At 72.6% G+C, this 25,201-nt stretch carries 24 protein-coding genes; 15 read left to right on the top strand and 9 right to left on the bottom strand.

Annotation, left to right across the window (positions count from 1 at the left end; genetic code table 11):
- Positions 1-260 precede the first annotated feature (260 nt).
- The gene (locus ACIGG8_RS01340) at positions 261-740 is read left to right on the top strand and encodes a DUF6542 domain-containing protein (RefSeq protein WP_350522183.1); all 480 of its coding nucleotides are present in this window, start codon (positions 261-263) and stop codon (positions 738-740) included.
- A 93-nt stretch (positions 741-833) separates the two neighbouring features.
- Here ACIGG8_RS01340 and ppgK read toward each other — a convergent pair whose 3' ends face one another.
- Together ppgK and ACIGG8_RS01350 are read right to left on the bottom strand one after the other, a co-directional pair.
- Complete coding sequence (ppgK, locus tag ACIGG8_RS01345) at positions 834-1,580, bottom strand: polyphosphate--glucose phosphotransferase (RefSeq protein ID WP_350522184.1); 747 nt, start codon at positions 1,578-1,580, stop codon at positions 834-836.
- 189 nt (positions 1,581-1,769) lie between these two features.
- Positions 1,770-2,744, bottom strand: a complete 975-nt coding sequence (locus tag ACIGG8_RS01350; RefSeq protein WP_350522185.1) for a 4-hydroxy-3-methylbut-2-enyl diphosphate reductase — start codon at positions 2,742-2,744, stop codon at positions 1,770-1,772.
- 109 nt (positions 2,745-2,853) lie between these two features.
- Between ACIGG8_RS01350 and ACIGG8_RS01355 the strand changes: the two genes are divergently transcribed.
- The 4 genes from ACIGG8_RS01355 (at position 2,854) to ACIGG8_RS01370 (ending at position 6,485) form a co-directional block, all read left to right on the top strand.
- On the top strand, positions 2,854-4,209 hold the full coding sequence (locus tag ACIGG8_RS01355) for an APC family permease (RefSeq protein WP_396544635.1): 1,356 nt from the start codon (positions 2,854-2,856) through the stop codon (positions 4,207-4,209).
- A 9-nt stretch (positions 4,210-4,218) separates the two neighbouring features.
- Positions 4,219-5,433 (top strand): exodeoxyribonuclease VII large subunit, encoded by a 1,215-nt coding sequence (gene xseA, locus ACIGG8_RS01360; protein ID WP_396544637.1) that lies wholly within the window; start codon positions 4,219-4,221, stop codon positions 5,431-5,433.
- Between the two features lie 32 nt (positions 5,434-5,465).
- Positions 5,466-5,735 carry an exodeoxyribonuclease VII small subunit gene (locus ACIGG8_RS01365; RefSeq protein ID WP_396544639.1) on the top strand — a complete coding sequence of 90 codons (270 nt, stop codon included), beginning with the start codon at positions 5,466-5,468 and terminating at the stop codon, positions 5,733-5,735.
- 147 nt (positions 5,736-5,882) lie between these two features.
- Positions 5,883-6,485: a malonic semialdehyde reductase gene (locus ACIGG8_RS01370; protein WP_350522189.1), complete on the top strand. Its 603-nt coding sequence runs from the start codon at positions 5,883-5,885 to the stop codon at positions 6,483-6,485.
- 73 nt (positions 6,486-6,558) lie between these two features.
- Here the strand turns inward: ACIGG8_RS01370 and ACIGG8_RS01375 are convergent, their stop codons facing one another.
- On the bottom strand, positions 6,559-7,095 hold the full coding sequence (locus ACIGG8_RS01375) for a DUF4245 domain-containing protein (protein ID WP_350522190.1): 537 nt from the start codon (positions 7,093-7,095) through the stop codon (positions 6,559-6,561).
- 215 nt (positions 7,096-7,310) lie between these two features.
- Here ACIGG8_RS01375 and glpX point away from each other — a divergent pair, with 215 nt between their 5' ends.
- Positions 7,311-8,351 (top strand): class II fructose-bisphosphatase, encoded by a 1,041-nt coding sequence (glpX, locus tag ACIGG8_RS01380; protein WP_224283188.1) that lies wholly within the window; start codon positions 7,311-7,313, stop codon positions 8,349-8,351.
- A gap of 133 nt (positions 8,352-8,484) precedes the next feature.
- On the opposite strand, the gene ACIGG8_RS01385 is transcribed toward glpX, so the two are convergent.
- Positions 8,485-8,916 (bottom strand): WhiB family transcriptional regulator, encoded by a 432-nt coding sequence (locus tag ACIGG8_RS01385; protein ID WP_350522191.1) that lies wholly within the window; start codon positions 8,914-8,916, stop codon positions 8,485-8,487.
- A 263-nt stretch (positions 8,917-9,179) separates the two neighbouring features.
- Positions 9,180-9,884, bottom strand: a complete 705-nt coding sequence (locus ACIGG8_RS01390; RefSeq protein WP_396544757.1) for a DUF1707 domain-containing protein — start codon at positions 9,882-9,884, stop codon at positions 9,180-9,182.
- Between the two features lie 204 nt (positions 9,885-10,088).
- Here ACIGG8_RS01390 and ACIGG8_RS01395 point away from each other — a divergent pair, with 204 nt between their 5' ends.
- The 3 genes from ACIGG8_RS01395 (at position 10,089) to ACIGG8_RS01405 (ending at position 12,428) form a co-directional block, all read left to right on the top strand.
- The gene (locus ACIGG8_RS01395) at positions 10,089-11,756 is read left to right on the top strand and encodes a fumarate hydratase (RefSeq protein WP_396544642.1); all 1,668 of its coding nucleotides are present in this window, start codon (positions 10,089-10,091) and stop codon (positions 11,754-11,756) included.
- A gap of 142 nt (positions 11,757-11,898) precedes the next feature.
- Positions 11,899-12,171, top strand: a complete 273-nt coding sequence (locus ACIGG8_RS01400) for a type II toxin-antitoxin system Phd/YefM family antitoxin (RefSeq protein ID WP_396544644.1) — start codon at positions 11,899-11,901, stop codon at positions 12,169-12,171.
- On the top strand, positions 12,168-12,428 hold the full coding sequence (locus ACIGG8_RS01405; protein ID WP_396544646.1) for a Txe/YoeB family addiction module toxin: 261 nt from the start codon (positions 12,168-12,170) through the stop codon (positions 12,426-12,428). Before ACIGG8_RS01400 ends, ACIGG8_RS01405 begins: the two co-directional genes overlap by 4 nt.
- 21 nt (positions 12,429-12,449) lie before the next feature.
- Here the strand turns inward: ACIGG8_RS01405 and ACIGG8_RS01410 are convergent, their stop codons facing one another.
- Entirely contained in the window at positions 12,450-13,208 is a 759-nt protein-coding gene (locus ACIGG8_RS01410) for a GntR family transcriptional regulator (RefSeq protein WP_350522196.1), read from the bottom strand.
- A gap of 136 nt (positions 13,209-13,344) precedes the next feature.
- On the opposite strand from ACIGG8_RS01410, the gene ACIGG8_RS01415 reads away from it, so the two are divergent.
- Positions 13,345-13,548 (top strand): hypothetical protein, encoded by a 204-nt coding sequence (locus ACIGG8_RS01415; RefSeq protein ID WP_350522197.1) that lies wholly within the window; start codon positions 13,345-13,347, stop codon positions 13,546-13,548.
- Between the two features lie 251 nt (positions 13,549-13,799).
- On the opposite strand, the gene ACIGG8_RS01420 is transcribed toward ACIGG8_RS01415, so the two are convergent.
- On the bottom strand, positions 13,800-14,084 hold the full coding sequence (locus ACIGG8_RS01420) for a hypothetical protein (protein ID WP_396544649.1): 285 nt from the start codon (positions 14,082-14,084) through the stop codon (positions 13,800-13,802).
- 214 nt (positions 14,085-14,298) lie between these two features.
- On the opposite strand from ACIGG8_RS01420, the gene ACIGG8_RS01425 reads away from it, so the two are divergent.
- The 3 genes from ACIGG8_RS01425 (at position 14,299) to ACIGG8_RS01435 (ending at position 20,431) form a co-directional block, all read left to right on the top strand.
- Positions 14,299-17,271 (top strand): AfsR/SARP family transcriptional regulator, encoded by a 2,973-nt coding sequence (locus tag ACIGG8_RS01425; protein WP_396544651.1) that lies wholly within the window; start codon positions 14,299-14,301, stop codon positions 17,269-17,271.
- A gap of 481 nt (positions 17,272-17,752) precedes the next feature.
- Positions 17,753-18,517: a class I SAM-dependent methyltransferase gene (locus ACIGG8_RS01430; RefSeq protein ID WP_396544653.1), complete on the top strand. Its 765-nt coding sequence runs from the start codon at positions 17,753-17,755 to the stop codon at positions 18,515-18,517.
- A 69-nt stretch (positions 18,518-18,586) separates the two neighbouring features.
- Positions 18,587-20,431 (top strand): ATP-binding SpoIIE family protein phosphatase, encoded by a 1,845-nt coding sequence (locus tag ACIGG8_RS01435; RefSeq protein ID WP_350522200.1) that lies wholly within the window; start codon positions 18,587-18,589, stop codon positions 20,429-20,431.
- Positions 20,432-20,534: 103 nt separating this feature from the next.
- Here the strand turns inward: ACIGG8_RS01435 and ACIGG8_RS01440 are convergent, their stop codons facing one another.
- Complete coding sequence (locus ACIGG8_RS01440) at positions 20,535-22,718, bottom strand: MMPL family transporter (RefSeq protein WP_396544655.1); 2,184 nt, start codon at positions 22,716-22,718, stop codon at positions 20,535-20,537.
- 138 nt (positions 22,719-22,856) lie between these two features.
- Here ACIGG8_RS01440 and ACIGG8_RS01445 point away from each other — a divergent pair, with 138 nt between their 5' ends.
- Positions 22,857-23,480 carry a TetR/AcrR family transcriptional regulator gene (locus tag ACIGG8_RS01445; RefSeq protein WP_396544657.1) on the top strand — a complete coding sequence of 208 codons (624 nt, stop codon included), beginning with the start codon at positions 22,857-22,859 and terminating at the stop codon, positions 23,478-23,480.
- A gap of 24 nt (positions 23,481-23,504) precedes the next feature.
- On the opposite strand, the gene ACIGG8_RS01450 is transcribed toward ACIGG8_RS01445, so the two are convergent.
- Entirely contained in the window at positions 23,505-24,458 is a 954-nt protein-coding gene (locus ACIGG8_RS01450; RefSeq protein ID WP_350522203.1) for a LysR substrate-binding domain-containing protein, read from the bottom strand.
- A gap of 191 nt (positions 24,459-24,649) precedes the next feature.
- Between ACIGG8_RS01450 and ACIGG8_RS01455 the strand changes: the two genes are divergently transcribed.
- Positions 24,650-25,201 carry a peroxiredoxin gene (locus tag ACIGG8_RS01455; RefSeq protein WP_350522204.1) on the top strand — a complete coding sequence of 184 codons (552 nt, stop codon included), beginning with the start codon at positions 24,650-24,652 and terminating at the stop codon, positions 25,199-25,201.

Here is a 25,201-nt window from a genome sequence, read left to right on the forward strand (position 1 = left end):
TCGGCTCGGCCTGGCAGGTCAGCCGCCCGATCGACGATCACATGACTAAGCCATCCGGAGACACGGGGCAAGACCTGAACGGTCCATTACACAGTGTGGCGATGATCGGACCGTACGTTGGGCGGGTGGAGCAGCGCATCCGAACCCAGCCGCCAGGGCCCAGACGCCGTCCGCCGAACGGCGCGGCCGCAGCCTCCGTCCCCGGTCCAGGCCGGGCTCCCGAGACGGCCGGGTCCGCCCCCGCCTCCCGACTACGGCCGGTGACCGGCCCCTCCGGACCCGCCCGCCCGGCCGGCCCGCGGCTGCGGCTGCCGCTGCGCGGGCGCGGCGACGAGCAGCCGTACGGGCGGCGCCGGACCGGTCGGCCGACCCGGCTGACGGCCATCGGCGCCGGGGTGGTCGCCGTCCTGGCCACGCTGGCGGTGGCGGGCCTGGACCGGCTGCTCTTCGGCGACCTCGGCTGGCTGTTCGGCCTCGGCTACCTGGTGGTCTGCTTCCAGCTGGCCGTCCGGGTCCGCTACGTCGACCTGCTGGCCGCGCCGATCAGCGGGCCGATCGCCTTCGCCGCGGCCCTGCTGCTGCTCGCACCGGTCGGCTCCTCGGGCGTCACCGCCCAGGTGGTCTCGCTCGCGACCGGGCTGGCCCTGCGGGCCGGCTGGCTGTTCTCCGGCACCGGGCTCGCCGCGCTGATCGTGCTCGCGCGCTTCGTCGCCCAGCGCCGGTTCCACCGCTCCCGCTGAACCCGCTCCCGCCGACCCCGGGGCGGGAGCGGCCGTTCCGGCGGTCGCATTGAACCGGCCTCAGCCGACCGGCCGGACCACCCGGCGCGGGCCTCAGCCCGCCGCGCGGGCCGCCGCCATCGCGGCCCCGACGATGCCCGCGTCGTTGCGCAGCTCCGCGGGCACCACCCCCGCCTCGCGCTCCTTCAGCAGCGGCAGGAACTTCTCGTGCTTGCGGCTCACCCCGCCGCCGATCACGATCAGCTGCGGCGAGAACAGCATCTCCACCAGGTCCAGGTACTCGTCGACCCGCCCGGCCCACTGCGCCCAGTTCAGCCCGTGCCGCTCCTTGGCGGCCGAGGAGGCCCGCCGCTCGGCGTCCTTGCCGCGCAGTTCGAGGTGGCCCAGCTCGGTGTTGGGCACCAGCGCGCCGTCCACGAAGAGCGCGCTGCCGATGCCGGTGCCGAAGGTGAGCACCATGACGACGCCGGAGCGCCCGCGGCCCGCGCCGTGCGTGGTCTCGGCGAGGCCGGCCGCGTCGGCGTCGTTGAGGACGGTCGCCGGCAGGTCCAGCGCCTCGCGGAACAGGCCCTCGGCGTCCACGCCGATCCAGCCCTTGTCCACGTTGGCCGCCGTCCTGGTCCGGCCGTCGACCACCACGCCGGGGAAGGTCAGCCCGACCGGGCCCCGGTGGTCGAAGTGGCGTACCACCTCGCACACGGCGGCGACCACGGCTTCGGGGGCGGACGGCTGCGGGGTGAGCACCTTGTACCGCTCCTCGGCGAGCGCGCCCCGGGCGAGGTCGACCGGTGCGCCCTTGATGCCCGAGCCGCCGATGTCCACGCCGAATACCGCCGTCATCACGTCCACCCTCCGCTGTCGCCGCGGACCCGCTTGTCCACAGCCTGTGAACAAAGCTACGAGAGCGCGCACGGGCCCGCACCGCAAAGAGCGGCGGAGACCGGCACCGCGGAGAGCAGGACGCAACAGGCAGGCCGCACAGCAAAGGACCCGGCACCCCGCGAGGGGGTGCCGGGTCCTCCGGAAGCGTCAGAGCTTGCCGGCCGCCTCGGCGCGCAGGTCGCGGCGCAGCTCCTTGGGCAGCGAGAAGGTCAGGTGCTCCTCGGCGGTCTTGACGGTCTCGACCGTGTCGTAACCGCGCGCGGCCAGGAATTCGAGCACGCCCTCGACCAGGATCTCCGGGACGGAGGCGCCGCTGGTCAGGCCGACGGTGCCGACGCCCTCCAGCCACTCCTCGCGGATCTCCTCGGCGAAGTCCACCAGGTGGGCGGCCTTGGCGCCGTACTCCAGGCCGACCTCGACCAGGCGGACCGAGTTGGAGGAGTTCTTGGAGCCGACCACGATCAGCAGGTCGGTCTCGGGGGCCATCTGCTTGACCGCGACCTGGCGGTTCTGGGTCGCGTAGCAGATGTCGTCGCTGGGCGGGCTGACCAGCGCCGGGAAGCGCTTCTTCAGCTCGCCGACGGTGGCCATGGTCTCGTCCACCGACAGGGTGGTCTGGGACAGCCAGACGACCCGGGACTCGTCCCGGACCTGCACGTTGGCGACGTCCTCGGCACCGTCCACCAGGTGGATCCGGTCCGGGGCCTCGCCCATGGTGCCGATGACCTCCTCGTGGCCCTCGTGGCCCACCAGCAGGATGTCGAAGCCCTCGTCGGCGAAGCGCACGGCCTCCTTGTGCACCTTGGTCACCAGGGGGCAGGTGGCGTCGATGGTGGCGAGCCTGCCGGCACGCGCCTCGTCGTGGACGGACGGCGCGACGCCGTGCGCGGAGAAGACCACGATCGAGCCCTCGGGCACCTCCTCCGTCTCGTCGACGAAGATCGCGCCCTTCTTCTCCAGGGTCTGCACCACGTACTTGTTGTGGACGATCTGCTTGCGGACGTAGATCGGCGCCCCGTACTGCTCCAGGGCCTTCTCCACGGCGATCACGGCGCGGTCGACGCCCGCGCAGTAGCCCCGGGGGGCGGCGAGCAGGACACGGCGCGGCGCGGTGTTGGACATGGCTCCATCGTACGGGCGGCAGCGGGCGGCGCCGCCCGGGGCGGGGAGCCGCGCCGACAACGGGCATTTTCCGTACAGACCCGATCACAAGTGCTCAAATGTGGTGTCTATGAGCTCTGCGAGCGAGCAGGCGACGCCGAGCGGCCTGCGCCGCAGCCTGGGCGTCCGCGATCTGATGGTCTACGGGCTGCTGTTCATCGCCCCAATGGCCCCGGTCGGCGTGTTCGGCGTGCTGGACGCCAAGAGCCACGGGGCCGTCGCCACGGTGTACCTGGTCGCCACGGTGGCGATGGGATTCACCGCCTTCTCGTACGCCCAGATGGTGCGCGCGGTGCCGCAGACCGGGTCGGTGTTCGCCTACGCCCGGGCCGGGCTGGGCGATGGGCCGGGGTTCATCGCCGGGTGGATGGCGATGCTCGACTACCTGCTGATCCCGGCGGTGGCCTACCTGTTCTCCGGGATCGCGCTGCACTCGCTGGTGCCGGGCGTCTCGCGCTGGGTGTGGACGGCGATCGCGGTCGTGGTGACCACCGCGCTCAACCTGGTCGGGGTGCGGACGGCGGCGGCGGTCGGCTTCGCGGTGCTCGCGATGGAGATCGCGGTGCTGCTGGTGTTCGTGGTCGCGGCCGTGGTGGCACTGGCCCAGGACGGCGCCCGGCGGGGCTGGGACACCCCGTTCACCGCCGTCGGCGGCTTCTCGTCGACCGCCGTGGTCGCGGCGGTGTCCGTCGCGGTGCTCTCCTACCTGGGCTTCGACGCGATCGCGACCTTCGTGGAGGAGGCGGTCGGCGCCTCGGAGGCGGTCGCCCGGGCGCTGCTCTGGTGCCTGGCGCTGGCCGGGGTGCTGTTCGTGACGCAGACCTACCTGGCGGCGCTGCTGGAGCCGCTGGGTCCGCGGCAGCTGGCGGCCGATCCGGTGGCGCAGGGCTCGGCCTTCTACGACACGGTGGAGAGCGGCATCGGGCACTGGCTGCACGTGCTGGTGGCGGCGAGCAAGGCGATCGGCGCGGCCTTCGCGGCCCTGGCCGGGCAGGCCGCGGCCGGGCGGCTGGTCTTCGCGATGGCCCGGGACGGACGGCTGCCGCGCGTGCTCGGCTCGGTCGACCCGGCCAGTGCGGTGCCGCGCCGGGCGCTGCTCGCCGCCGCGGTGATCACGATGGCGGCGGCGGTCTGGGCGGCGAACCGGGACGACGGCCTGGACCGGCTGACCTCGGTGGTGAACGTGGGCGCGCTGACCGCCTTCGCACTGCTGCAGGCCTCGGTGATCGGCTGGTACACCGTGCAGCACGGCTCGCGGGACCGGCTGCGGCACCTCGTCGTCCCGCTGCTGGGGATCGCCGTGATCGGCGCGGTGGTCTACGAGGCCTCGGCCACCGCCCAGCTGGTCGGGCTGGTCTGGCTGGCCGTCGGCCTGGTGGTGCTCGGAGTGCAGGGTTCGCCGGGCAGTGTCGGCAGGCGCCGCTAGCCTCGTCCCATGGCCAACACCAGCTCCCCCGAAGCCCCGCTCCCGGTCGGCAAGGTCTCCGCGCTGATCGGCGGCTGGATCGACCGGCTCGGCGCGGTGTGGGTGGAGGGGCAGATCACCCAGCTCAGCCGCCGCCCCGGGGCGGGCGTGGTGTTCCTGACCCTGCGGGACCCGCAGGCGGACGTGTCGCTCACGGTGACCTGCTTCCGCTCGGTGTTCGACCAGGTCGCGGACGTCGTGCAGGAGGGCGCGCGGGTCGTCGTGCACGCCAAGCCAGAGTGGTACGCGGCGCGCGGGCAGCTGTCGATGCGCGCCTCGGAGATCCGGCCGGTGGGCCTGGGCGAGCTGCTGGCGCGGCTGGAGCAGCTGAAGCGGCGACTCGCCGGGGAGGGGCTGTTCGCGGCCGAGCGCAAGCGGCCGCTGCCGTTCCTGCCGCAGTGCGTCGGGCTGGTCACCGGGCGCGGCTCGGCGGCCGAGCGGGACGTGCTGGAGAACGCCCGGCGGCGCTGGCCGGCCGTCCGCTTCGAGGTGCGCAACGTCCCGGTGCAGGGGGTCAGCGCGGTGGAGCGGGTGAGCGCGGCGGTGCGGGAGCTGGACGAGCACCCCGAGGTGGACGTGATCATCGTGGCCCGGGGCGGCGGCAGCGTGGAGGACCTGCTGCCGTTCTCGGACGAGGGCCTGGTGCGGCTGGTCGCGGCCGCCCGTACGCCGGTGGTCAGCGCGATCGGGCACGAGCCCGACCAGCCGCTGCTGGACTTCGTCGCCGACCTGCGCGCCTCCACGCCGACCGATGCCGCCAAACGGGTGGTTCCGGACGTCGGCGAGGAGCTGGCCAAGGTCCGCCAGCTGCGCGACCGCGCCCGCCGGCACGTGCTGGCCCGGGTCGAGCGCGAGCAGCACGGGCTGGACGGGCTGCGCAGCCGCCCGTCGCTGGCCGCCCCGCACCGGATGCTGGACGGACGCGGCCAGGAGGTGGAGGGCCTGCTGGAGCGGGCCCGGCGCACCCTGCGGCACCGGCTGGACCACGCACAGAGCGACCTCGGGCACACCCTGGCCCGGGTGGTCGCGCTCTCCCCGGCGGCCACCCTGGAGCGCGGCTACGCGGTGCTCCAGCGGACGGACGGCACGGTGGTGACCGACCCGGCCCAGGTCGCGCCCGGCGAGGGGCTGCACGCCCGGGTCGCGGGCGGCGGCTTCCCGGTCACCGTGGCCGAGGAGGACTAGCGGTGTCCGTCCCACCCCCTACGCTGGCACGCATGGCAGAGCAGCAGGAGCAGCAGGAGCAGCAGGACGCGGCGGCGGCCCCGAACCCGGACGACGCGCTGGGCTACGAGCACGCCCGGGACGCGCTGCTGGACGTGGTCCGGCAGCTGGAGAACGGCGGCACGTCGCTGGAGGAGTCGCTGGCCCTGTGGGAGCGCGGCGAGCAGCTGGCCAAGGTGTGCCAGCGCTGGCTGGACGGCGCCCGGGCCCGGCTGGACGCCGCTCTGGCGGCCGAGGACGGCGGGGCCCCGGGCGGCGAGTGAGGCGGCCGGGGCGGGCGCGACCCGGCGGAGGGCGTGAGGTGGATCACATCGACTTGGGGAATCGTTGAAGATTCACCTATGTTGGAGGAACTGATCGGCCACGGCCGGTCACACCGACGAACCCCCTCCCGCATGAGGTGCAGAAGCATGACCACCGACGCCCTGGTACTCGACGCCGCCGCTCAGGACCTGCTGTTCCGCGAGGCGCGCACCGCGAACACCTTCACCGACGAGCCGGTCTCCGAGGAGCAGGTCCAGGCCATCTACGACCTGGTCAAGTTCGGCCCGACCGCGTTCAACCAGCAGCCGCTGCGCGTCGTCCTGGTCCGCTCGGCCGAGGGCCGCGAGCGCCTCGTCCAGCACATGGCGGACGGCAACAAGGCCAAGACCGCCGCCGCCCCGCTGGTCGCCGTCCTCGCCGTGGACAACGAGTTCCACGAGGAGCTGCCGACCCAGCTGCCGCACTTCCCGCAGGCCAAGGACATGTTCTTCTCGGAGCGCAGCGTCCGCGAGCAGTCCGCCACGCTGAACGGCGCCCTGCAGGCCGCCTACTTCATCATCGGCGTGCGCGCCGCCGGCCTTGCCGCGGGCCCGATGACCGGCTTCGACGCCGAGGGCATCAACAAGGAGTTCTTCGGCGACGGCGAGCACTCGGTGCTGGCCGTGGTCAACATCGGCAAGCCGGGCGAGGACGCCTGGTTCCCGCGTTCGCCGCGCCTGGCGTACGACGAGGTCGTCACCACGGTCTGACCGGCCCGCGCGAAAGGGCCCCGCACCGGTTCGTCCGGTGCGGGGCCCTTCGGCGTTCGGGTGCGGGGCGGCGCTACTTGAGCGCCTGCGCCAGCTCGGCCAGCTCCTCGTAGGAGGCGGTGCCGGTGAGCACGGTCGTCCCGGAGCCGGTCTGCGCGGTCAGCGCGCGGGCCTTCTCGCCCTGGACCCGGTCCCAGGTGTGGCCGTCCACGTCGGAGGTGCCGTCCGGCTTGCCGCCGCGGACCTTGTCGGCGAGCAGCGAGTCGCGCGGCGCGTCGCTCTGCTCGACCGCCGCGTACTGGCCGGACGGCGTCACGAAGCCCAGGTGCCAGGCGTTGCCCTTGCCGTTGCTCTGGTCGGCCGAGCGGTAGCTGACCGAGGTGGCCCGCCACTTGTCGGACAGCCCGTCCGGGGAGAGCAGCGGGTACGGCGCGGCACGCTTGGCGGTGGCCGCGGCCACCTTGTACTCGACCACGTGCACCGGATCGCCGTCGGCGTCGTGCGGGAGGAAGAGGTACCCGATCCAGACGACGAAACCGACCGCCACCATCGACAGGACCATGTCCCGTACGGTCTGGCGACCCCTCATGCCCTTGCTCTCTGCAGCCACCCCCACATGGTGACTCATCCACACAACGGCACGGCCACCCGGGGTGCCCACGTACGGGTGAACCGGGACGAAGCGGTGGTTTTCGCCTGAGCATGGCGACCCGCGCCACAGACAGTCATCTCGTGGGCAGATACGATCGCAGAACCCTCACCACGGCGTTCGACCAGGCAGTAGTCGGGCGCTCACTGGCCGTCGCGTACAGAGAGGTAACGACGATGACCACGCAGTACCCGCACCACCTTCCCAGCGCCCTGGAGGTCGCGCCCGAGGCTCCGGACCGGAACCTCGCGCTCGAACTTGTCCGGGTCACCGAGGCGGCCGCGATGGCCGCCGGCCGGTGGGTCGGCCGTGGCGACAAGAACGGCGCGGACGGCGCGGCCGTCAAGGCGATGCGCACCCTCGTCTCGACCGTCTCGATGAACGGCGTCGTCGTCATCGGCGAGGGCGAGAAGGACGAAGCCCCGATGCTCTACAACGGCGAGCGGGTCGGCGACGGCACCGGTGCCGAGTGCGACGTCGCGGTGGACCCGGTGGACGGCACCACCCTCACCGCCAAGGGCATGAACAACGCCGTGGCCGTGCTGGCCGTGGCCGACCGCGGCACCATGTTCGACCCCAGCGCCGTGTTCTACATGGACAAGCTGGTGGCCGGCCCGGAGGCCGCCGAGTTCGTCGACATCACCGCCCCGGCGGCGGTGAACATCCGCCGGGTCGCCAAGGCCAAGGGCAGCGCCGTCGAGGACGTCACCGTCGTCGTGCTCGACCGCCCGCGCCACGACGGCCTGGTCCGGGAGATCCGCGAGGCGGGCGCCCGGATCAAGTTCATCTCCGACGGCGACGTGGCCGGCGCCATCATGGCCGCCCGCGAGGGCACCGGCGTCGACCTGCTGATGGGCGTCGGCGGCACCCCGGAGGGCATCATCGCGGCCTGCGCGATGAAGTGCATGGGCGGCGTGATCCAGGGCCGGCTGTGGCCCAAGGACGACGCCGAGCGGCAGAAGGCCCTGGACGCCGGCCACGACCTGGACCGGGTGCTCACCACCGACGACCTGGTCAGCGGCGAGAACGTGTTCTTCGTCGCCACCGGCATCACCGACGGCGAACTGCTGCGCGGTGTGCACTACCGTTCGGAGACCGCCACCACCAGCTCGCTGGTGATGCGTTCCAAGAGCGGGACCATCCGCGAGATCAACTCCACCCACAAGCTCTCGAAGCTGCGGGCCTACAGCGCGATCGACTTCGACCGCGCCAACTGACGAACCGGAAACGGCGCGTTCTGCGGACAGCAGGCAGCGGCCCCGGCGGAATCCCCCTCCGCCGGGGCCGCGGCACGTCCGGCCCCTGGCCCCCGGCCCCGCGGCGCCCGACTCCCGGGTCTTCGGCCCGCCGTCACCCGGCTATCCGGCGCCCGGCGGCCGCCGTCACCCGGGCCGCCTCGCGCAGCTCGCCGTCCCGGCGCCGCCGCCGGGCCAGCACCACCCGCCGCTCGGCGGCCGTCAGCCCGCCCCAGACGCCGTACGGCTCCGGCTGGGCCAGCGCGTGCTCGCGGCACTCCAGCAGCACCGGGCAGCGGGCACAGACCTGCTTGGCCTGCTCCTCGCGGGACAGCCGGGCCGCCGTGGGCTCCTTGGAGGGCGCGAAGAACAGCCCCACCTCGTCCCGCCGGCACGCCGCGCCGGTGTGCCAGGGGTCGTCCTCGCCCGCGGGGGCACCCGTCGGGCCGCCCGGGGGCTGCGGCTGCGGGCGGACGCCGGGCCGGCGCTCCAGCAGCTGCGCGGCGGCGACTGGCGAGGTGGTGCGGGACTCGATCGGATGCAGCACGGCCGTACTCCTGACGAGGCTCTCGGACACGGGGAACCCCGCTCCCCTGCCCGGCTGCGAGCCCCCGCTGTCCAACCCCCGGAACGGCCGCTCGGCCGCCTCCGGTGCGCAGCCGTACAAGAAGCGATGTGCGGAAGGAACTACCCCGCCCGGCCGCGATTCATGCACACTGCACGCAATCGACTACGGAGTGCACCGGCCACAACGTCAAGTGCCCGACCGGGAGTTGGCTCCCGGTCGGGCGCTGTGCTGGTCAACAGGGTTTACTCGGTGCCGAGTTGGCGGCGAACCCACTCCTTGAGCTTCTTGCCCCGGCGCGGCTTGGCGGTGCAACCGCCGAACATCGCAAGGCCCTTGACCCGGACGACCGGAGCGTACGGGTCCGCAGCGGTCTGCTCGCGGACGTCGAAGCCGCCGAACAGGCCGACCCCGCCGCCCTGCAGGCTGACGTTCTCCGGCACCCGGACCTCGACCCCGCCGAACATCGCCATCACCACGATCTCGACCTCGGGCGACTCGAAGACCGCGTCGCTCAGGTCGATCTCCACCCCGCCGAACGCGGCGAAGGCCTTCAGGTGCGAACCCACCCGCCAGCGGCCCTTCCGGGACGCGCCGCCGAAGATCGCCACCACCGCCGGCGACTCCTGCCGTGCGGGCGGCTGGGGCGTCGGGGCCGCCGCACCCAGCGGCTGCTTCTCGAAGGACAGCGGCCGGGCCGGCAGGTCCCGGGTCAGCGGCGCCAGGTCGCCGAAGGTCTTGGCGGCGTACGCGGCCTCGATGCGCTCCGCGTGCTCGTCCGCGTCCAGGCGCCCCTCGGCGTAGGCGTCGCGCAGCAGCTCCGCGATCTTCTCGCGGTCGGCGTCCGAGACGCGCATCTCCGCCTGCGCCGCCGGCGCGTGCGACGGCTGCGGCTTGGCCCCGGGCTTCGCCTCCGGCCTTGGTTCGGGCTTGAGTTCGGACTTGGTCATCGGTACGGGCGCCGGCACCGGCTGCCCCGGATCGTCGTGCGACGGCGAGTTGTCCACGGGGGCCAGCCTAGTCGCTCGCACTACTGCCCGAGTGAGCCCGGTCACGCAAGGCTGACCTGTCCGCAGGACGGCTCCGGCCGGGTCCTACCCTGGATGGTGCTTCGCCGACGCAGCCGGACCACTGGATAGCTAAGGACCGCCCCGATGGCTCCCACGCCAGACTTCGAGTACAGCGACCTGCTCCCCCTGGGCGCTGACCCGACCCCGTACCGCAAGCTCACCTCCGAGGGTGTCTCCACCGTCGAGGCGGGCGGTCGCACCTTCCTCCAGGTCGAGCCCGAGGCCCTGCGGCTGCTGACGGCCGAGGCGATGCACGACATCTCGCACTACCTGCGCCCCGCCCACCTCGCCCAGCTGCGCCGCATCCTGGACGACCCGGAGGCCAGCCCCAACGACCGCTTCGTCGCGCTCGACCTGCTGAAGAACGTCAACATCTCGGCCGGCGGCATCCTCCCGATGTGCCAGGACACCGGCACCGCGATCGTCATGGGCAAGCGCGGCCAGAACGTGCTCACCCGGGGCGGCGACGAGTCCGCCATCGCGCGCGGCGTGTACGACGCGTACACCAAGCTCAACCTGCGCTACTCCCAGATGGCCCCGGTGACCATGTGGGACGAGAAGAACACCGGCAACAACCTGCCGGCCCAGATCGAGCTGTACGCCACCGACGGCGACGCGTACAAGTTCCTCTTCATGGCCAAGGGCGGCGGCTCCGCCAACAAGTCGTACCTGTACCAGGAGACCAAGGCCATCCTGAACGAGGCGAGCATGCTCTCGTTCCTGGAGCAGAAGATCCGCTCGCTCGGCACCGCGGCCTGCCCGCCGTACCACCTGGCCATCGTGATCGGCGGCACCAGCGCCGAGTTCGCGCTGAAGACCGCCAAGTACGCCTCGGCGCACTACCTGGACAACCTGCCGACCTCGGGCAACGCCAAGACCGGCCACGGCTTCCGCGACCTGGAGCTGGAGGCCAAGGTCACCGAGCTGACCCAGAAGATCGGCATCGGCGCCCAGTTCGGCGGCAAGTACTTCTGCCACGACGTGCGCGTGGTGCGCCTGCCGCGTCACGGCGCCTCGCTGCCGGTCGCCATGGCCGTCTCCTGCTCCGCCGACCGCCAGGCGCTGGGCAAGATCACCGCCGAGGGCGTCTTCCTGGAGCAGCTGGAGACCGACCCGGCGAAGTACCTGCCGGACACCACCGACGAACACCTCGACGACGACGTGGTGCGCATCGACCTCGACCAGCCGATGTCCGCGATCCGCGCCGAGCTCTCCAAGTACCCGGTGAAGACCCGCCTCTCGCTCACCGGCACCCTGGTCGTCGCCCGCGACATCGCCCACGCCAAGATCAAGGAGCGCCTGGACGCCGGCGAGGGCATGCCCAAGTACCTGCAGGACCACCCGGTCTACTACGCGGGCCCGGCCAAGACCCCCGAGGGCTACGCCTCCGGCTCCTTCGGCCCCACCACGGCCGGCCGGATGGACTCCTACGTCGACCAGTTCCAGGCGGCCGGCGGCTCGATGGTCATGCTCGCCAAGGGCAACCGCAGCAAGCAGGTCACCGACGCCTGCGCCGAGCACGGCGGCTTCTACCTCGGCTCCATCGGCGGCCCGGCGGCCCGCCTCGCCCAGGACTGCATCAAGAAGGTCGAGGTGCTGGAGTACGCCGAGCTCGGCATGGAGGCCGTCTGGCGCATCGAGGTCGAGGACTTCCCGGCGTTCATCGTGGTGGACGACAAGGGCAACGACTTCTTCCGCGAGACCACGGAGGGCCCGCTGATCACCAACCTGCGGGTCCGCTCGAAGGAGTAGCCCGCACGCCCGGGGAATGACCCCGCACGCCCCCGGACCGCCCCGGCCGCCCTGCGACCGGGGCGGTCTTCTCGTGGCACGTGGTACGGAGAACTCGTACCATCACGGTACGGGGACACGGTACGCAGATGGAGGCACGACGGTGGCGATCAGCGCAAGCGAGGCCCGCACGCAGCTCTTCCCGTTGATCAAGAAGGTCAACGACGACCACGCCCCCATAAGGATCACCTCGAAGAGCGGGGACGCGGTCCTCATGTCCGCCGAGGACTACGACTCGTGGCAGGAGACGATCCACCTCCTGCGCTCACCTGCCAACGCCCAGCGGCTCATGGAGGCCGTCGCCCGCGATCGGGCCGGTCAGGCCGGCGTCAGCCGGACCATGGAGGAGCTGGAATCCCTGGCAGGAGAGGTGTGAGGAGCGTCCACTTCGACCCGGACGCCTGGGAGGACTTCCTGTTCTGGCTCGCGTCGAACCGGAGGATGGCCCAGCGGATCACCCGCCTCGTCGGCGAGATCCAGCGCGACCCGTTCGGTGGCATCGGGAAGCCCGAACCGCTGAAGGGCGACCTGGCCGGCTACTGGTCCCGCCGGATCGATGACGAGCACCGACTGGTGTACCGGGCCGACGAGAAGGAAGTGAAGGTCCTCAAGGCCCGCTACCACTACCAGTAGCAGCAGCCGGGCGGCACGCGCTCACGCGTCGAAGTCGTACTCCAGGACGTAGGAGGCGGCGTCCAGGATCATCTCGTTGAGCTCGACCACCTGGCCCTCGTCGGCGAAGGCGGTGCGGCAGATCAGGATCACCGGGGTGCCGGCGGACAGCTCCAGGCGGGTGGACTCCTCCCCGCTGGGCATCCGGGAGCGGACCTCCTCGCGGAAGTGCACGGGCTTGGCGCCGATCTCGGCCAGCCGGGCGTAGGTGCCGCCGGGGCCGGTGTCCTCGCGGGTGATCGCGGTACCGGCGACCAGACCGGCGGGCAGGTAGGAGGTGGAGAGCAGCACCGGCTTGCCGTCCAGCACGAAGCGGCGGTTCCGTACGCACATCGCGGCACCCGGGTCCACGCCGAGCACCCGGGAGACGTGCTCGGGCGCGCCCCGCTCGGTGACGGACACCTGGTCGACCACCAGGCTGCGGTTGTCGATGTCGGCCGACCATATCGACCGGCCGGACCCCCACTGCCCCTGCGCCAGCCGCTGGATGCCGCGCCGGCGCAGCGGCCGGAAGTCCCGCACGAACACCCCGGCGCCGCGGCGCGCCTCGGCGATGCCCTCGCTCTGCAGCACGCCCAGCGCCTGGCGGGCGGTCATCCGGGCCACGCCGTACTCGTCCATGAGGTCGTTCTCGCCGGGCAGGCGGTCGCCCGCGCGGTACCGGCCGGTGTCGATGGCCGCCTTCAGCGCGTCGGCGATCCGCTGGTACTTGGGCTGCTTGTCGCCACTGCTGCCGGTCATCGCCGCTCCCTCTGCCTCGGACAAATCGTAGGCGCGCCCGCGGCCGCTAGTAAGCCGATACGACCGTTGACATCTCTAGAGATATTAGCTTCTCTAGAGATGCTGGCCAGTCGCCTACCGAGCGAGGAGCACAGCGGTGAGCATCCGACAGCGCAACGCCCCGGCCTACCGACCGCACGTGGGTGAACTCGTCCTCGACCGGAGGACCGGACGCACCGGCATCTACATGGACACCATCGGCGGCGAGCACTACCTGCGCCCCGAGGGCGGCGGCCTCGAATGGGCCGCCGAACCGCACCACGTCTCGCCCGTTCCCGGGCCCCTCGATTCGGCTGAATGACTTCGCCTCCGGTAATTCCGGCGAAATCCCCGCGAACAGTTACATTCCGGACCCTGCTATCCCGCCGGTGAATCCGGAATTCCGGAACGCCCCACGCACACCGCCGGGCACGTTACGGATGACGCCGGTCACCATGCGTGCACCGGGAACGGGAATCGGCCACCAGCGCACCGGCGCACGAACTGGCGTGCACATATCCGACAGCGCCCCCGCGCCCGGACGGGGGCACGGGGGCACTCGGACCGCGCGGGTTACGGGTGGCCGGAGATCATGCCCTCCGGCTCGTAGACCTCGCCCGACTTGTCGGTGGCCGGCGTGGCGGGCTCCACCACGTGGTCGGCCTCGTCACCGAAGAAGTCGTTCTCGATCGTGTTCTTCTGCGCGTCCGTCGGCGCGGTGTACTCGGTCGGGTTCGAGGACGCGGCCACCGCGCCCTCGACAGCCTTGCCCGCCTCCACAGCGGCTGCCGGGGCGTCGGTCTTCGTCCCGTTCTCGGGCGTCGACGCCGCCGGGGTCTCGCTCTGGTCGTTGGCCATTGGGCGGCCGCCTTTCGGTCATCAATTGTGTCCAGCCCGACCTCCGTGGCGCGGGCGCCGGGACAGTATCGTAGGGTTGATTAAATGTCCGATAAACATCGTGCGACTTGCGGCGCTGTCCGGCAGAGTCAGGCGCCCGCCTAAGCTGAAGCACCGCGGCGGACCGCCGAGCGCCCTTTCACGGAATCGACACCACAGGCCATCGGGGGACTTCATGGAGTTTCGGGAGACGCCGCAGGGCCCTGCGCTGCGCTTCCAAGTCCTCGGTCCGGTTCAGGCCTGGCTCGACGGAAAGCCCCTCTCCCTCGGCTCCCCCCAGCAGCAGGCGGTTCTGACCACCCTTCTGCTGCACTCCGGCCGTCCGGTCACCACCCAGGACCTGGTCGACTCCCTCTGGGGCGACCGGCCTCCGGCCCAGGCCGTGGCCGCGCTCCGCACCTACATCTCGCGCCTGCGCTCCGTCATCGAGCCCCGGCGGGAGGTGCGCCGCCCCGCCGAACTCCTGGTCTCGGTCGCCGACGGCTACGCGCTGCGCGTCCCGGGCGAGGCGCTCGACCTGACGGTCTTCGAGCGGCTCTCCTCCGAAGCCTCGGCCGCCCGCACGACGGGCGACAAGCACGAAGCGCACCGGTTGCTGTCGCAGGCGCTGGCCCTGTTCAGCGGCCGACCCCTCACCGGCATTCCGGGCCCCTACGCCGACGCCCAGCGGCTGCGACTGGGAGAACGCCAGGTGGCGGCCTCGGAGGAGCTGTGCACCGTCGCCCTCGACATCGGCCTGCACGCGGAGATCGTCGGCGAGCTCAACACCCTGACGGCCGAACACCCGCTGCGCGAGCGACTGCGCGAGCTGCTGATGCTGGCGCTGTACCGCTGCGGGCGCCAGGCCGAGGCGCTCGGCGTCTACACCGACACCCGCAAGCTGCTGATCGAGGAGCTCGGGGTCGAGCCGGGTGCGGGCCTGTCCGCGATCCACACCCGCATCCTGGCGGCCGATCCCGATCTCGTCCTTCCGGCCGCACCCGCCCCCGCGCCCCGCGAGGAGGGTCCGGCCGCTCCGCCGGCTCCGGCTCAACTGCCCGCTGACGTCTCTGACTTCAGCGGTCGAACGGAACTGGTGGGCGACCTCTCCACCGTCCTGATGAACGCCACCGGCCAGGCCGTGGTGGTCACCTCCCTGGCCGGAATCGGCGGCGTCGGCAAGACCACCCTCGCGGTGCACGTCGCCCACCGCGTCCGCGCCGAGTTCCCGGACGGCCAGCTGTACGTCGACCTGCGCGGGGCCGGCGCCTCGCCCGCCGACCCGGTCGTCGTCCTCGGCGACTTCCTGCACGCCCTCGGTGTCACCGAGAACCCCGACTCGCTCGAACAGCGCGCCGCCCTCTACCGCTCGCTGCTCGCCAACCGGCGGATGCTCATCCTGCTCGACAACGCGCGGGACGCCGACCAGATCCGACCGCTGATCCCCGGCGTCTCCGGCTGCGCCGTCCTCGCCACCAGTCGCTCCCGGCTGGCCGGCATCCCGGGCGCCCAGCTGTTCGACGTGGAGGAGCTGACCCCGGACGAGGCGCTGGCGCTCTTCTCGGCCATCGTCGGCGAGCAGCGGGTCGCCGCCGAGCCTGAAGCGGCCATGAAGGTGGTCGCCGCCTGTGGCTTCCTGCCGCTCGCCGTCCGCATCGCCGCCGCCCGGCTGGCCAGCCGACCGCGCTGGAGCGTCTCCGACCTGGCCCGCCGGTTAGCGGACCAGCGCCGACGGCTGGACGAACTCCAACTCGGCAACCTCGCCGTGGAGACCACCATCGGGCTCGGCTACGGACAGCTGTCCACCGACGAGGCCCGCGCCTTTCGACTCCTCGCCCTGATCGACTCCCCCGACGTCCCGCTGGCGGCCGCCGCGGCGCTGCTCGGCGTGGACGAGTACACCGCCGAAGACCTCGCGGAGGCGCTGGTCGAGGCGAACATGCTGGAGTGCTTCACCCCGGGCCGCTACCGCTACCACGACCTGCTCCGGCTGTACGCCCAGCGGCAGAACGAGCGGATCGGGGACGCCGCGGAGCAGGAACGGGCGGTGCTGCGACTGCTCGACCTGCTCGTTCCGACCGTCCGCAACGCGGCCCAGGTCATCGAGCCCGACGACCGGCTCCCGGAACCGCTCAATCCGTTGAGTTCCTCAGGCCTGGACCTGCCGACGAGCCAGGACGCGCGGCAATGGCTCCGGACCGAGATCACCTTCCTGCTCAGCACGGTCGAGGCGGCCGTCCGAGGGCCGGGCTTCGTCCTGCGACCGGCCGTCGACCTGCTGATCGTCCTGAACAGCCTGGTCGGGGATCCCACCCACGGCTCCCGCGTGCGCCGCTCCCTGGAGACCGCCGAACAGAATGCCGCTGCCTCCGGGGACTCCGCCGCGCTCGCCCGGGTGCACTTCGCCTTCGGAACGCTCCAGTCGATCACCAATGACTTCCAGGGCGCCGAACGGTCGCTCCGGAACAGCCTGAGCCTTCAGGGTGCCGAGGAGATGACCATTCTTCGGTCGGCGACGACGAACGATCTGGGCATCATCCTCAGCCTGACGAACCGCCCGGCCGAGGCCATCTCGTTCTTCGAGCAGGCCCTCGCCATCAGCCGGGTGGTGCGCGTTCCGATCAACGAGGCCCGGCTGCTCGGCAACATGGCCCGGGCGCAACTGAGGCTGGGCGACACCGAAACGGCGGTGCGCTCGGTCATCGAAGCGGTCACGACGGCCCGGACGTCGAGGAACGGCCCGTGCCTCGCCGACACCCTCTACCAAACGGGCGTGGTGCTCTCCTCCACCGATGAGCCGGGAGCAGCCGTCGAGTACCTGCGCGAGGCGCACCAGCTGTTCCAGTCCCACCAGAACCCCCTCTGGGAGGGCTACACCCTGGCCCGCCTCGCCTCCGCCCTGCTGGCTGCCGGGCAGCACGCCGACGCCGCCGAGGCGGCCGGCGAGTCGCTCGCGATCGGCCAGGAGATGGACTCCGCCTACTGCCAGGGCCTGGCCAACGCCGCGCTGGGCGAGGCGTTGCTCGCCCTCGCCCAGCCCGCTCGCGGGCTCGCGTGCCTCCAGGAGGCGCACGCGATCTTCACGCGGCTCGGTGTGCCAGAGGCCTCCCCCGTGGCGGACCTCATCGCCCAGCAGCACACCGAGCCCTTCTCTCCCCCCGCGCCGTAAGGCCTCCGCTCCCCACGGAGAACCTCCCCCGATCCGCGCGTCGGCGCTCCCGCAGCCCCCCGGCTGCGGGAGCGCCCTCAACGCTTCCCCGGCGCTGGACTCCACTGTGCACCGGACCGATTGACGTTCGATAAACGACCGACAGTCTGCCTGCGGACCGGAGAAACCGCAGGTCAGCGGCGCCACCCCGGCGCGCCGTACGGCGTGCGGGGTCCGGCGCACCACCCCTGCCCGCACCGTCGTGCTTCCGCAACCCCGGCCACATCGACCCAAGCGCGACGAGTTGGCCGGAAAGGGACCCCACGACGCAGTGATCACGCATATTCTCAGATGCCAGTACGCACACGAGTGTCTGCCGCAGAGCGGGTCTGGGTGCAGTCGTCTCTGTGCTGCGGGGAGCGTGACACACCGCCACCGGCAACGGCCCGCGGGGCCGCAGAGGAGCCGACCGGAGGCCACGGGTGGAAGGGTGCCTCTCAACGTGACGACCGGACAGATATCGGACGCGTTCCCCGTCGGCGAGGACGCGGGGGACGACGAACCCGAGGTACGACGGCGCCGCGCGGCCCGGGCCCTGCAGGCGGTCGCCTTCGACACCATCGGCGCGGGGTACGGCGAGGCGTTCCCCGCCAAGGACGGGCAGCTGGCCTGCGGCCGGCGGCTGCTCGCCGAGCTCGAACCCGGCGCCCGGGTCCTGGACGTGGGCTGCGGCACCGGCGAGCCGACCGTCCGCCAGCTGACCGGGGCCGGGCTGCGGGTGACCGGCGTGGACCTCTCCGACGTGATGCTCTCGCTGGCCCGGCGGGCGGCGTTCCCCGGCTCGTTCCCGCCGGTGTTCCATCGGATCGACCTGTACGATCTGGCCACCGCGCGCGCCGACCGGGTCTGGAACGCCCCCGGGCTCGGCCCCGTCGGCCACGGCGCCTTCGCCGCCGTCACCGCCTTCTTCTCGTTGATCCTGCTGCCGCAGGACGAGATCCCCACCGTTCTCCGGCGCCTGCACGAACTCCTGCGGCCGGGCGGACTGCTGGCGCTCGGTATGGTCGAGGCGGACCTGGATCACGTTCCGCTTCCGTTCCTTGGCAGAGAGCTGCGGATCAGTGGGTATCTGAGGGAGGATCTGGAGCGGGTTCTGGTCGCGGCCGGCTTCGCCGTCGAGGAGTGTTCGGGGCATCCGTACGCGCCGGCCAGTACCTCGCTGCCGCCGGAGGAACAGCTGTTCCTGTGCTGTCGACGCGTCGGCTGACCGACCGATCGACCGGAACACCCACCCACGGAACACCCACCGACCACACAGAATCCAGGACAGGCAGCCGTGCGCGACCAGCTCAAGACCGAGGCGGAGCAGCCGCCCGCCGTCCCGGGCCAGCGCCGCCAGGTCCCGGCCCGGGCGCAGGCCCCGACGAGGACGCCGGCCGCGCGGCCGGAGCGCGCCGACGTGGCGGACCGCCTCGCGTACCTCGACTCGGCGACCCGGCGGATCAACAGCGCCCTCGACCTGGCCGCGACGCTGCGCAACATCGGCCGAGTGCTGGTCCCTACCCTGGCCGACGCCGCCGTGGTCCACCTCCGCGACCCGCTGCCCAACGTCGAACGCGAGCCCGGCTTCCCGGAGGAGCTGCGGATCCACCACAGCACCGGCACCCGGATCGGCCGCCGCGGCCGTCCGGGCGGCTTCGACGACCGGCGCCGCTCCCGCTACGGCGCCCGCTCGACGGCCGACAGCGGCCCGGCCACCCCGGTGACCCGCGGCGGGGCGCTCGCGCACGCCCTGCTGAGCCGTCGCCCCGCGGAAGCGGCCGTCCTCGGCACGCCCGGCGCCGAGCGCACCGAGGTGCTGCTGCGCGAGCTGTACGGCACCCGCGGGGTGGCGCGGCTGGCCGCGGGCACCTCCGTGGTCGCCCTGCCGCTGCGCGGCCGCAAGGCCGTCCTCGGACTGCTGGTGCTGATCCGCCGCCCTCCCGAACGCACCGGCCGCCCGGTCTTCGACGCCGCGGACACCGCGACCGCGGCGCACCTCGCCACCCAGGCCGGGCTGGCCGTGGACACCGCCCTGCGGTACGCCCGCGAGTGGGAGATAGCCAACGAACTCCAGCGCAGCATGCTGCCGTTGCGCCTGCCGCAGCCGCACGGGGTCCGGATCGCCCAGCGCTACCTGCCCGGCGAGCGCGGCGCGCAGGTCGGCGGCGACTGGTACGACGCCGTGCCGCTGCCCGGGAACCGGGTCGCCCTGATCGTCGGCGACGTGATGGGCCACTCGCTCACCTCGGCCGCCATCATGGGCCAACTGCGCACCAGCGCCCAGACCTTGGCCGCCCTCGACCTGCCGCCGCACGAGGTGCTCTACCACCTGGACGAGCAGGCCCAGCGGCTCGGCCGCGAACAGCACCTGGCCACCTGCGTGTACGCGGTCTACGACCCGATCGCCAACCGGGTGGTGCTGGCCAACGCCGGGCACGTCCCGCCGGTGCTGGTCCGCCCGGACGGGACGGCCGAGCTGGTGGAGCTGGACTCCGGGGCGCCGATCGGGGTCGGCGGGGTGGACTTCAACTCGGTGGAGCTGCCCGCGCCGCCCGGCTCGGCGCTGCTGCTGTTCACCGACGGCCTGGTGGAGACCCGCACCCGCCCGATCAGCGACGGCCTGGAGGTGCTGCGCGCCCGGATCGCCGCCGCCCGCTGGCAGTCCCCCGAGCAGCTGTGCATGGAGGCGCTGCGGATCCTGCCGCCCGGCGACCGCGGGGACGACATCGCCCTGCTCGGCGCCTGCTTCGACGGCATCCCGGCCGGGGACGTCGCGCACTGGTACCTGCAGCCGCGCAACGAGACGCCTGGCCGGGCGCGCCGGCTGGCCGCGCACACCCTGCGCCGCTGGGGGCTGGACGAGCTCAGCGAGGCGACCGCGCTGATGGTCAGCGAGCTGGTGACCAACGCCGTCCAGCACGCGACCCGGCCGATCACCCTGAGCCTGGTGCGCACCACCCGGCTGCGCTGCGAGGTCGGCGACGACAGCCCGCTGCTGCCGCGCCCGCGCCGGGCCGGCCCGGAGGACGAGCGCGGGCGCGGGCTGCAGATAGTGGCGAGGTGCGCGGACCGCTGGGGCGCGACCCGGCTGGGCACCGGCAAGGTGGTCTGGTTCGAGCAGCGGCTGCCGCAGCCGTAGGCCGTCCGACGGCCCCGCCCGACGGGACATGCGCCGGCGCCCGGCGGAAGTGATCCCACCGGGCGCCGCTCGGACACCTCCCGGGCGCCCTCGACCGGGGTGTTCAGACCCCGACCGGCTCCTTCGCGGGCTGCTCCTGCAGCCGCGCGATCAGCTGCTCGCCCTCCATGTCCACCCTCGGCACGACCTTCTCCAGCGGCTTCGGGAACCACCAGGCGGCCCGGCCGAACAGCGCCATCGCGGCCGGCACCAGCGCCATCCGCACCACGAAGGCGTCCACCAGCACGCCCACCGCGAGGGCGAATCCGATCGGCTGGACGATCGGGTCGTGGCCGAAGACGAAGGCCCCGAAGACCGAGATCATGATCAGCGCGGCCGCCGTCACCACCCGGGCGCCGCCCTTGACCCCGCCCACGACCGCCTCGCGCGGCGCCTTGCCGTGGACGTGCTGCTCCTTCATCCCGGAGACCAGGAACAGCTCGTAGTCCATCGCCAGCCCGAACAGCACCCCGATCAGCAGGATCGGCACGAAGCTGACCACCGGACCGACCTTCGGCACGTCGATCACGCCGTCCAGCCAGCCCCACTGGTAGACCGCGACCACCGCGCCGAGCGAGGCGCCGATGCTGAGCAGGAAGCCGAGCACCGCCTTGATCGGCACGAGCACCGAGCGGAACGCCAGCGCGAGCAGCACCAGCGCGATGCCGACGATCACGGCGACGAACGGCGGCAGGGCCTGGCCGAGCTTGGTGGAGACGTCGATGTTGGCGGCGGCGGTGCCGGTGACGGCGATGTCCGCGCCGGTGGCGGACTTCAGCTCGGCGCGCTGCCCGCGGATCTCGTCGACCAGCGCCTTGGTGCCCTCGTCGTCCGGTCCGGTCCGCGGGATGACGGGCACCAGCGCGGTCCGGCCGCTCGGGTCGACCTGCGGCGGCAGCAGCGTCCGGACGCCCTCCAGGCTCTGCAGCCTGCCCGCCACGCCCTGCACCGCCTGCTCCGGGTGCGGCGCGCCCTGGGCGTCCACGACCACCACCAGGGGCGCGTTGAAGCCGGGCCCGAAGCTGTCGCTGACCAGGTCGTACGCCTTGCGCGCGTCCGTCCCGACGGCCTGCGAGCCGCCGCCCGGCAGGCCGAGGTCCAGACTCGCCGCGGGCACCGCCATGACGCCCAGCCCGGCCAGGCCGACGAGCAGGACGGGCAGCGGCCGGCGGACCACGAAGCGGGCCCAGCGCTCGCCCATGGCGGTCCTGCCGGAGGTGCGCAGGGCCCGCTTCCAGACCGGCAGCCGGTCGACGGCGCGGCCGACGAAGCCCAGCACCGCGGGCAGCAGCGTGATGGCGACCAGGACGGCCACCACGACGGCGCCGGAGGCGGCCAGGCCCATCACGGTGAGGAACGGGACGCCCGCGACGGCGAGCCCGGCGAGCGCGACGACCACGGTCAGGCCGGCGAAGACGACGGCGCTTCCGGCGGTCGCGGTGGCACGGGCGGCGGCCTCCTCCGGCTCCAGTCCCTCGTCCAGGTGGCGCCGGTGACGGAACAGGATGAACAGCGCGTAGTCGATGCCGACCGCGAGGCCGACCATCAGGGCCAGCACCGGTGCGGTGGTGATGATCTGGAACGAGCCGGTGAGCGCCAGCAGTCCGGCCATCGCCACGGCGACGCCGACCAGCGCGGTCAGCAGCGGCAGCCCGGCCGCGACCAGCGTGCCCAGGGTGATCACCAGCACCACCCCGGCCACCACCAGGCCGATCGACTCGGAGCCGCCCTCGATCTGGGCGAACTTGTTGTACGCGTCGCCGCCGAAGGCCACGTCCAGCCCGGCCGCGCGGGCCGGTTCGGCCGCCGCCCTGACCGCGTCGCGCTGCTGGTCGGTGACGTCGGCGAGCTTGTGGTCGAAGGAGACCAGGGCGATCGTCACCCGGCCGTCGGGCGAGACGGCGCCGGTCGCGTACGGGTCGGGCACCGCGGCCACACCGGGGACGTGGGCGATCCGGTCGACGGCCGCGCCGACCGCCGCGGCCGCCTCTGGCGCGGTGGCACCGCCGGGCGCGGGGGCGGCGAAGACGACCTGGGCGGATGCGTGACCCTGCGCCGGGAAGGTGTCCTTGATCCGGTCCAGCGTCGTCTGCGCCTCGGTGCCGGGCACCTTGAACTCGTCGCTGGTCTTGCCGGCGAACGCACCCGCGGCCCCACCGACCGCGATCAGCACGGCGATCCAGACGGCCAGGACGGCACGCCTTCGGCGGAAGCAGAAGCGGCCCAGTCGGTACAGGTACGTGGCCATGGGTGGTCCCTCGGAGTCGGTCAGGGCAGGTCTCGCTCCACCGTACGCGCAACCTTGTCGCGTGACAAAGTCGACCGACAGATGCATTCGACCGAATCATCTGACACAGTTGGCCGACCATGGCGATACCCTGGCTGGATGGCTCATGTCCCCGCCTCCGAACGCCGCCCGCAGCTGGTCCAGGCCGCCATCGACCTGATGGCCCGGGAGGGGATCGCCGCCGGCAGCACCCGCGCGATCGCGGCCGAACTGGGCGTGGCACAGGCGACGGTGCACTACACCTTCGGCACCAAGAAGGACCTCTACCGGGCGGTGATCGAGCAGCTGACCGCCGAGTTCATCGGCTACGTCCGCGACGCCTACCCCGGCGACGGCTCCTTCACCGAGCAGGTCAGGACGCTGGTCCACGCGCTCTGGGAGAGCTCGACCGGACCGGACGGCCGCTGCCAGCTCCTCACCGAGTTCTCGGCGCTGGCGATGCGCGACCCCGACCTGCAGGAGATCATGCGGGGGCTCCAGCAGGAGAGCGAGGGCACCGCGACCGAGATGATCACCGCGCTCGCCGCGGCGCACGGCCTGCAACTCGCCACGCCCGCCGAGGAGATCGCCGTCCACTTCCTGACCGGGTTCCACGGCCTGACCGACCGTTACCTGTCGCTGCGCGCCCCCGGCGAGCAGCCCGGCCCGGACACCCTGCGGGCGCTGGACGTCCTGGTGGCCACCGCGGTCGGGCTCTGCCTGGGCACGCCCGCCGGCCTCTAGGAGCCCGCGGGGCGGCCCCTCCGCTCAGGAACCGATGATCCGGACCGGCAGTTCGACCAGCACCTCGCGCAGCGCCGCCGCGAAGCGCTCGTACTCGTCGCCGCGGGCCGAGCCGGGCCGGACGGCCAGACCGATCCGGCGGCCGGGCGCCGGCTCGGCGAAGCGGACGGCGGCGAGCCGGTCGCTGCGCCCGGCCTCGACGTCCAGCGCCGTGGCGGGCAGCAGGGTCACCCCGAGGCCGCCGGCGACCAGCTGGACCAACGTGGACAGCCCGGCCGCACGGGTGGTCGAGCCCGCCGGGTCGGCGCCGACCTCGCGGCAGATGTCCAGCGCCTGGTCGCGCAGGCAGTGGCCCTCCTCCAGCAACAGCACGTCCAGGTCGAGCAGCACGTCGCGCGGGACGTCGACCCGCCCGGCGAGCGGATGGTCGGTCGGCGTGATCAGGACGAAGTCCTCGTCGAAGAGCGGGATGTCCAGGGTCGGGGAGGCCCCGCCGGCCGGGAGCGCGAGCAGCAGGACGTCCAGGCGCCCCGAGGCCAGGCCCTCCAGCAGCGAGGGGGTGCGCTCCTCGTGGACGTGCGGCTCCAGCTCCGGGAAGCGGTCGCGGACCAGCCGCAGCACGGTGGGCAGCAGGTAGGGCGCGACGGTCGGGATGACGCCCAGGTGCAACGGCCCGGTGAACGGGCGGCGGGCGGCCTCGACCTCCTCGGTGAGCGCCTGCAGCGAGGCGAGCACCCGACGGGCGTGCTGGTGCACCCGCTCCCCCAGCGGCGTGACGATCACCCTGCGCGTCGTACGCTCGACCAGCTGCGCGCCCAGCGACTCCTCCAGTGCCGCGACCGCACCGGACAGCGCGGGCTGGCTGGTCCCGGTCGCCGCCGCGGCCTCCCGGAAGTGCCGGTGCTCGGCCACCGCGACGAAGGCCCGCAGCTGGGCGACGGTCGGGGTGCGCGGACTGCGGACCGTGGCACTCGTCACAGTCGGGTCGGCCTTGGCGGCGGCGCTCCGCCGGGAGCCCGGCCGCGACGTGGGGGATTCGGTACTGATAGCAATCTCCGATCAGACACATCCAGTGTAGCTATTTCCCTGATCAGTCCACGATGTGGAATCGTGCTGGGTGTCCGGAATCCGGACAAAGCTCCCCTCATCTCACTTCAGGAGAAGCGAACGTGCTCACGATCGGTGACAAGTTCCCCGAGTTCGACCTCAAGGCCTGCGTCGACCTGGACGCCGCGAGCGCCTTCGCTGACATCAACCACAAGACCTACGAGGGCAAGTGGAAGATCGTCTTCTTCTGGCCGATGGACTTCACCTTCGTCTGCCCGACCGAGATCGCCGCGTTCGGCAAGCTGAACGACGAGTTCGCCGACCGTGACGCCCAGGTCCTCGGCGTCTCCGGCGACTCCGAGTTCGTGCACCACGCCTGGCGCAAGGACCACAAGGACCTGCGCGACCTGCCCTTCCCGATGCTGGCCGACATCAAGCACGACCTGATGCGCGCCTGCGGCGTCGAGGCCGAGGACGGCACCGCCCAGCGCGCCGTCTTCATCGTCGACCCGAACAACGAGATCCAGTTCGTCATGGTGACCGCCGGCTCCGTCGGCCGTAACCCCAAGGAGGTCCTGCGGGTGCTGGACGCCCTGCAGACCGACGAGCTGTGCCCGTGCAACTGGAACAAGGGCGAGGACACCCTCGACGCCCAGGCCCTGCTGGCGGGCTGA

The sequence above is a fragment of the Kitasatospora sp. NPDC085464 genome (assembly GCF_044541955.1).
Classification (GTDB): Bacteria; Actinomycetota; Actinomycetes; order Streptomycetales; family Streptomycetaceae; genus Kitasatospora.

Excerpts from the sequence above, each read along its gene's own strand:
- ppgK (WP_350522184.1), bottom strand. The coding sequence starts at position 1,580 with ATGACGGCGGTATTCGGCGTGGACATCGGCGGCTCGGGCATCAAGGGC.
- ACIGG8_RS01350 (WP_350522185.1), bottom strand. The coding sequence starts at position 2,744 with ATGTCCAACACCGCGCCGCGCCGTGTCCTGCTCGCCGCCCCCCGGGGC.
- ACIGG8_RS01355 (WP_396544635.1), top strand. The coding sequence starts at position 2,854 with ATGAGCTCTGCGAGCGAGCAGGCGACGCCGAGCGGCCTGCGCCGCAGC.
- xseA (WP_396544637.1), top strand. The coding sequence starts at position 4,219 with ATGGCCAACACCAGCTCCCCCGAAGCCCCGCTCCCGGTCGGCAAGGTC.
- ACIGG8_RS01365 (WP_396544639.1), top strand. The coding sequence starts at position 5,466 with ATGGCAGAGCAGCAGGAGCAGCAGGAGCAGCAGGACGCGGCGGCGGCC.
- ACIGG8_RS01370 (WP_350522189.1), top strand. The coding sequence starts at position 5,883 with ATGACCACCGACGCCCTGGTACTCGACGCCGCCGCTCAGGACCTGCTG.
- glpX (WP_224283188.1), top strand. The coding sequence starts at position 7,311 with ATGACCACGCAGTACCCGCACCACCTTCCCAGCGCCCTGGAGGTCGCG.
- ACIGG8_RS01390 (WP_396544757.1), bottom strand. The coding sequence starts at position 9,884 with ATGACCAAGTCCGAACTCAAGCCCGAACCAAGGCCGGAGGCGAAGCCC.
- ACIGG8_RS01395 (WP_396544642.1), top strand. The coding sequence starts at position 10,089 with ATGGCTCCCACGCCAGACTTCGAGTACAGCGACCTGCTCCCCCTGGGC.
- ACIGG8_RS01410 (WP_350522196.1), bottom strand. The coding sequence starts at position 13,208 with ATGACCGGCAGCAGTGGCGACAAGCAGCCCAAGTACCAGCGGATCGCC.
- ACIGG8_RS01420 (WP_396544649.1), bottom strand. The coding sequence starts at position 14,084 with ATGGCCAACGACCAGAGCGAGACCCCGGCGGCGTCGACGCCCGAGAAC.
- ACIGG8_RS01425 (WP_396544651.1), top strand. The coding sequence starts at position 14,299 with ATGGAGTTTCGGGAGACGCCGCAGGGCCCTGCGCTGCGCTTCCAAGTC.
- ACIGG8_RS01440 (WP_396544655.1), bottom strand. The coding sequence starts at position 22,718 with ATGGCCACGTACCTGTACCGACTGGGCCGCTTCTGCTTCCGCCGAAGG.
- ACIGG8_RS01445 (WP_396544657.1), top strand. The coding sequence starts at position 22,857 with ATGGCTCATGTCCCCGCCTCCGAACGCCGCCCGCAGCTGGTCCAGGCC.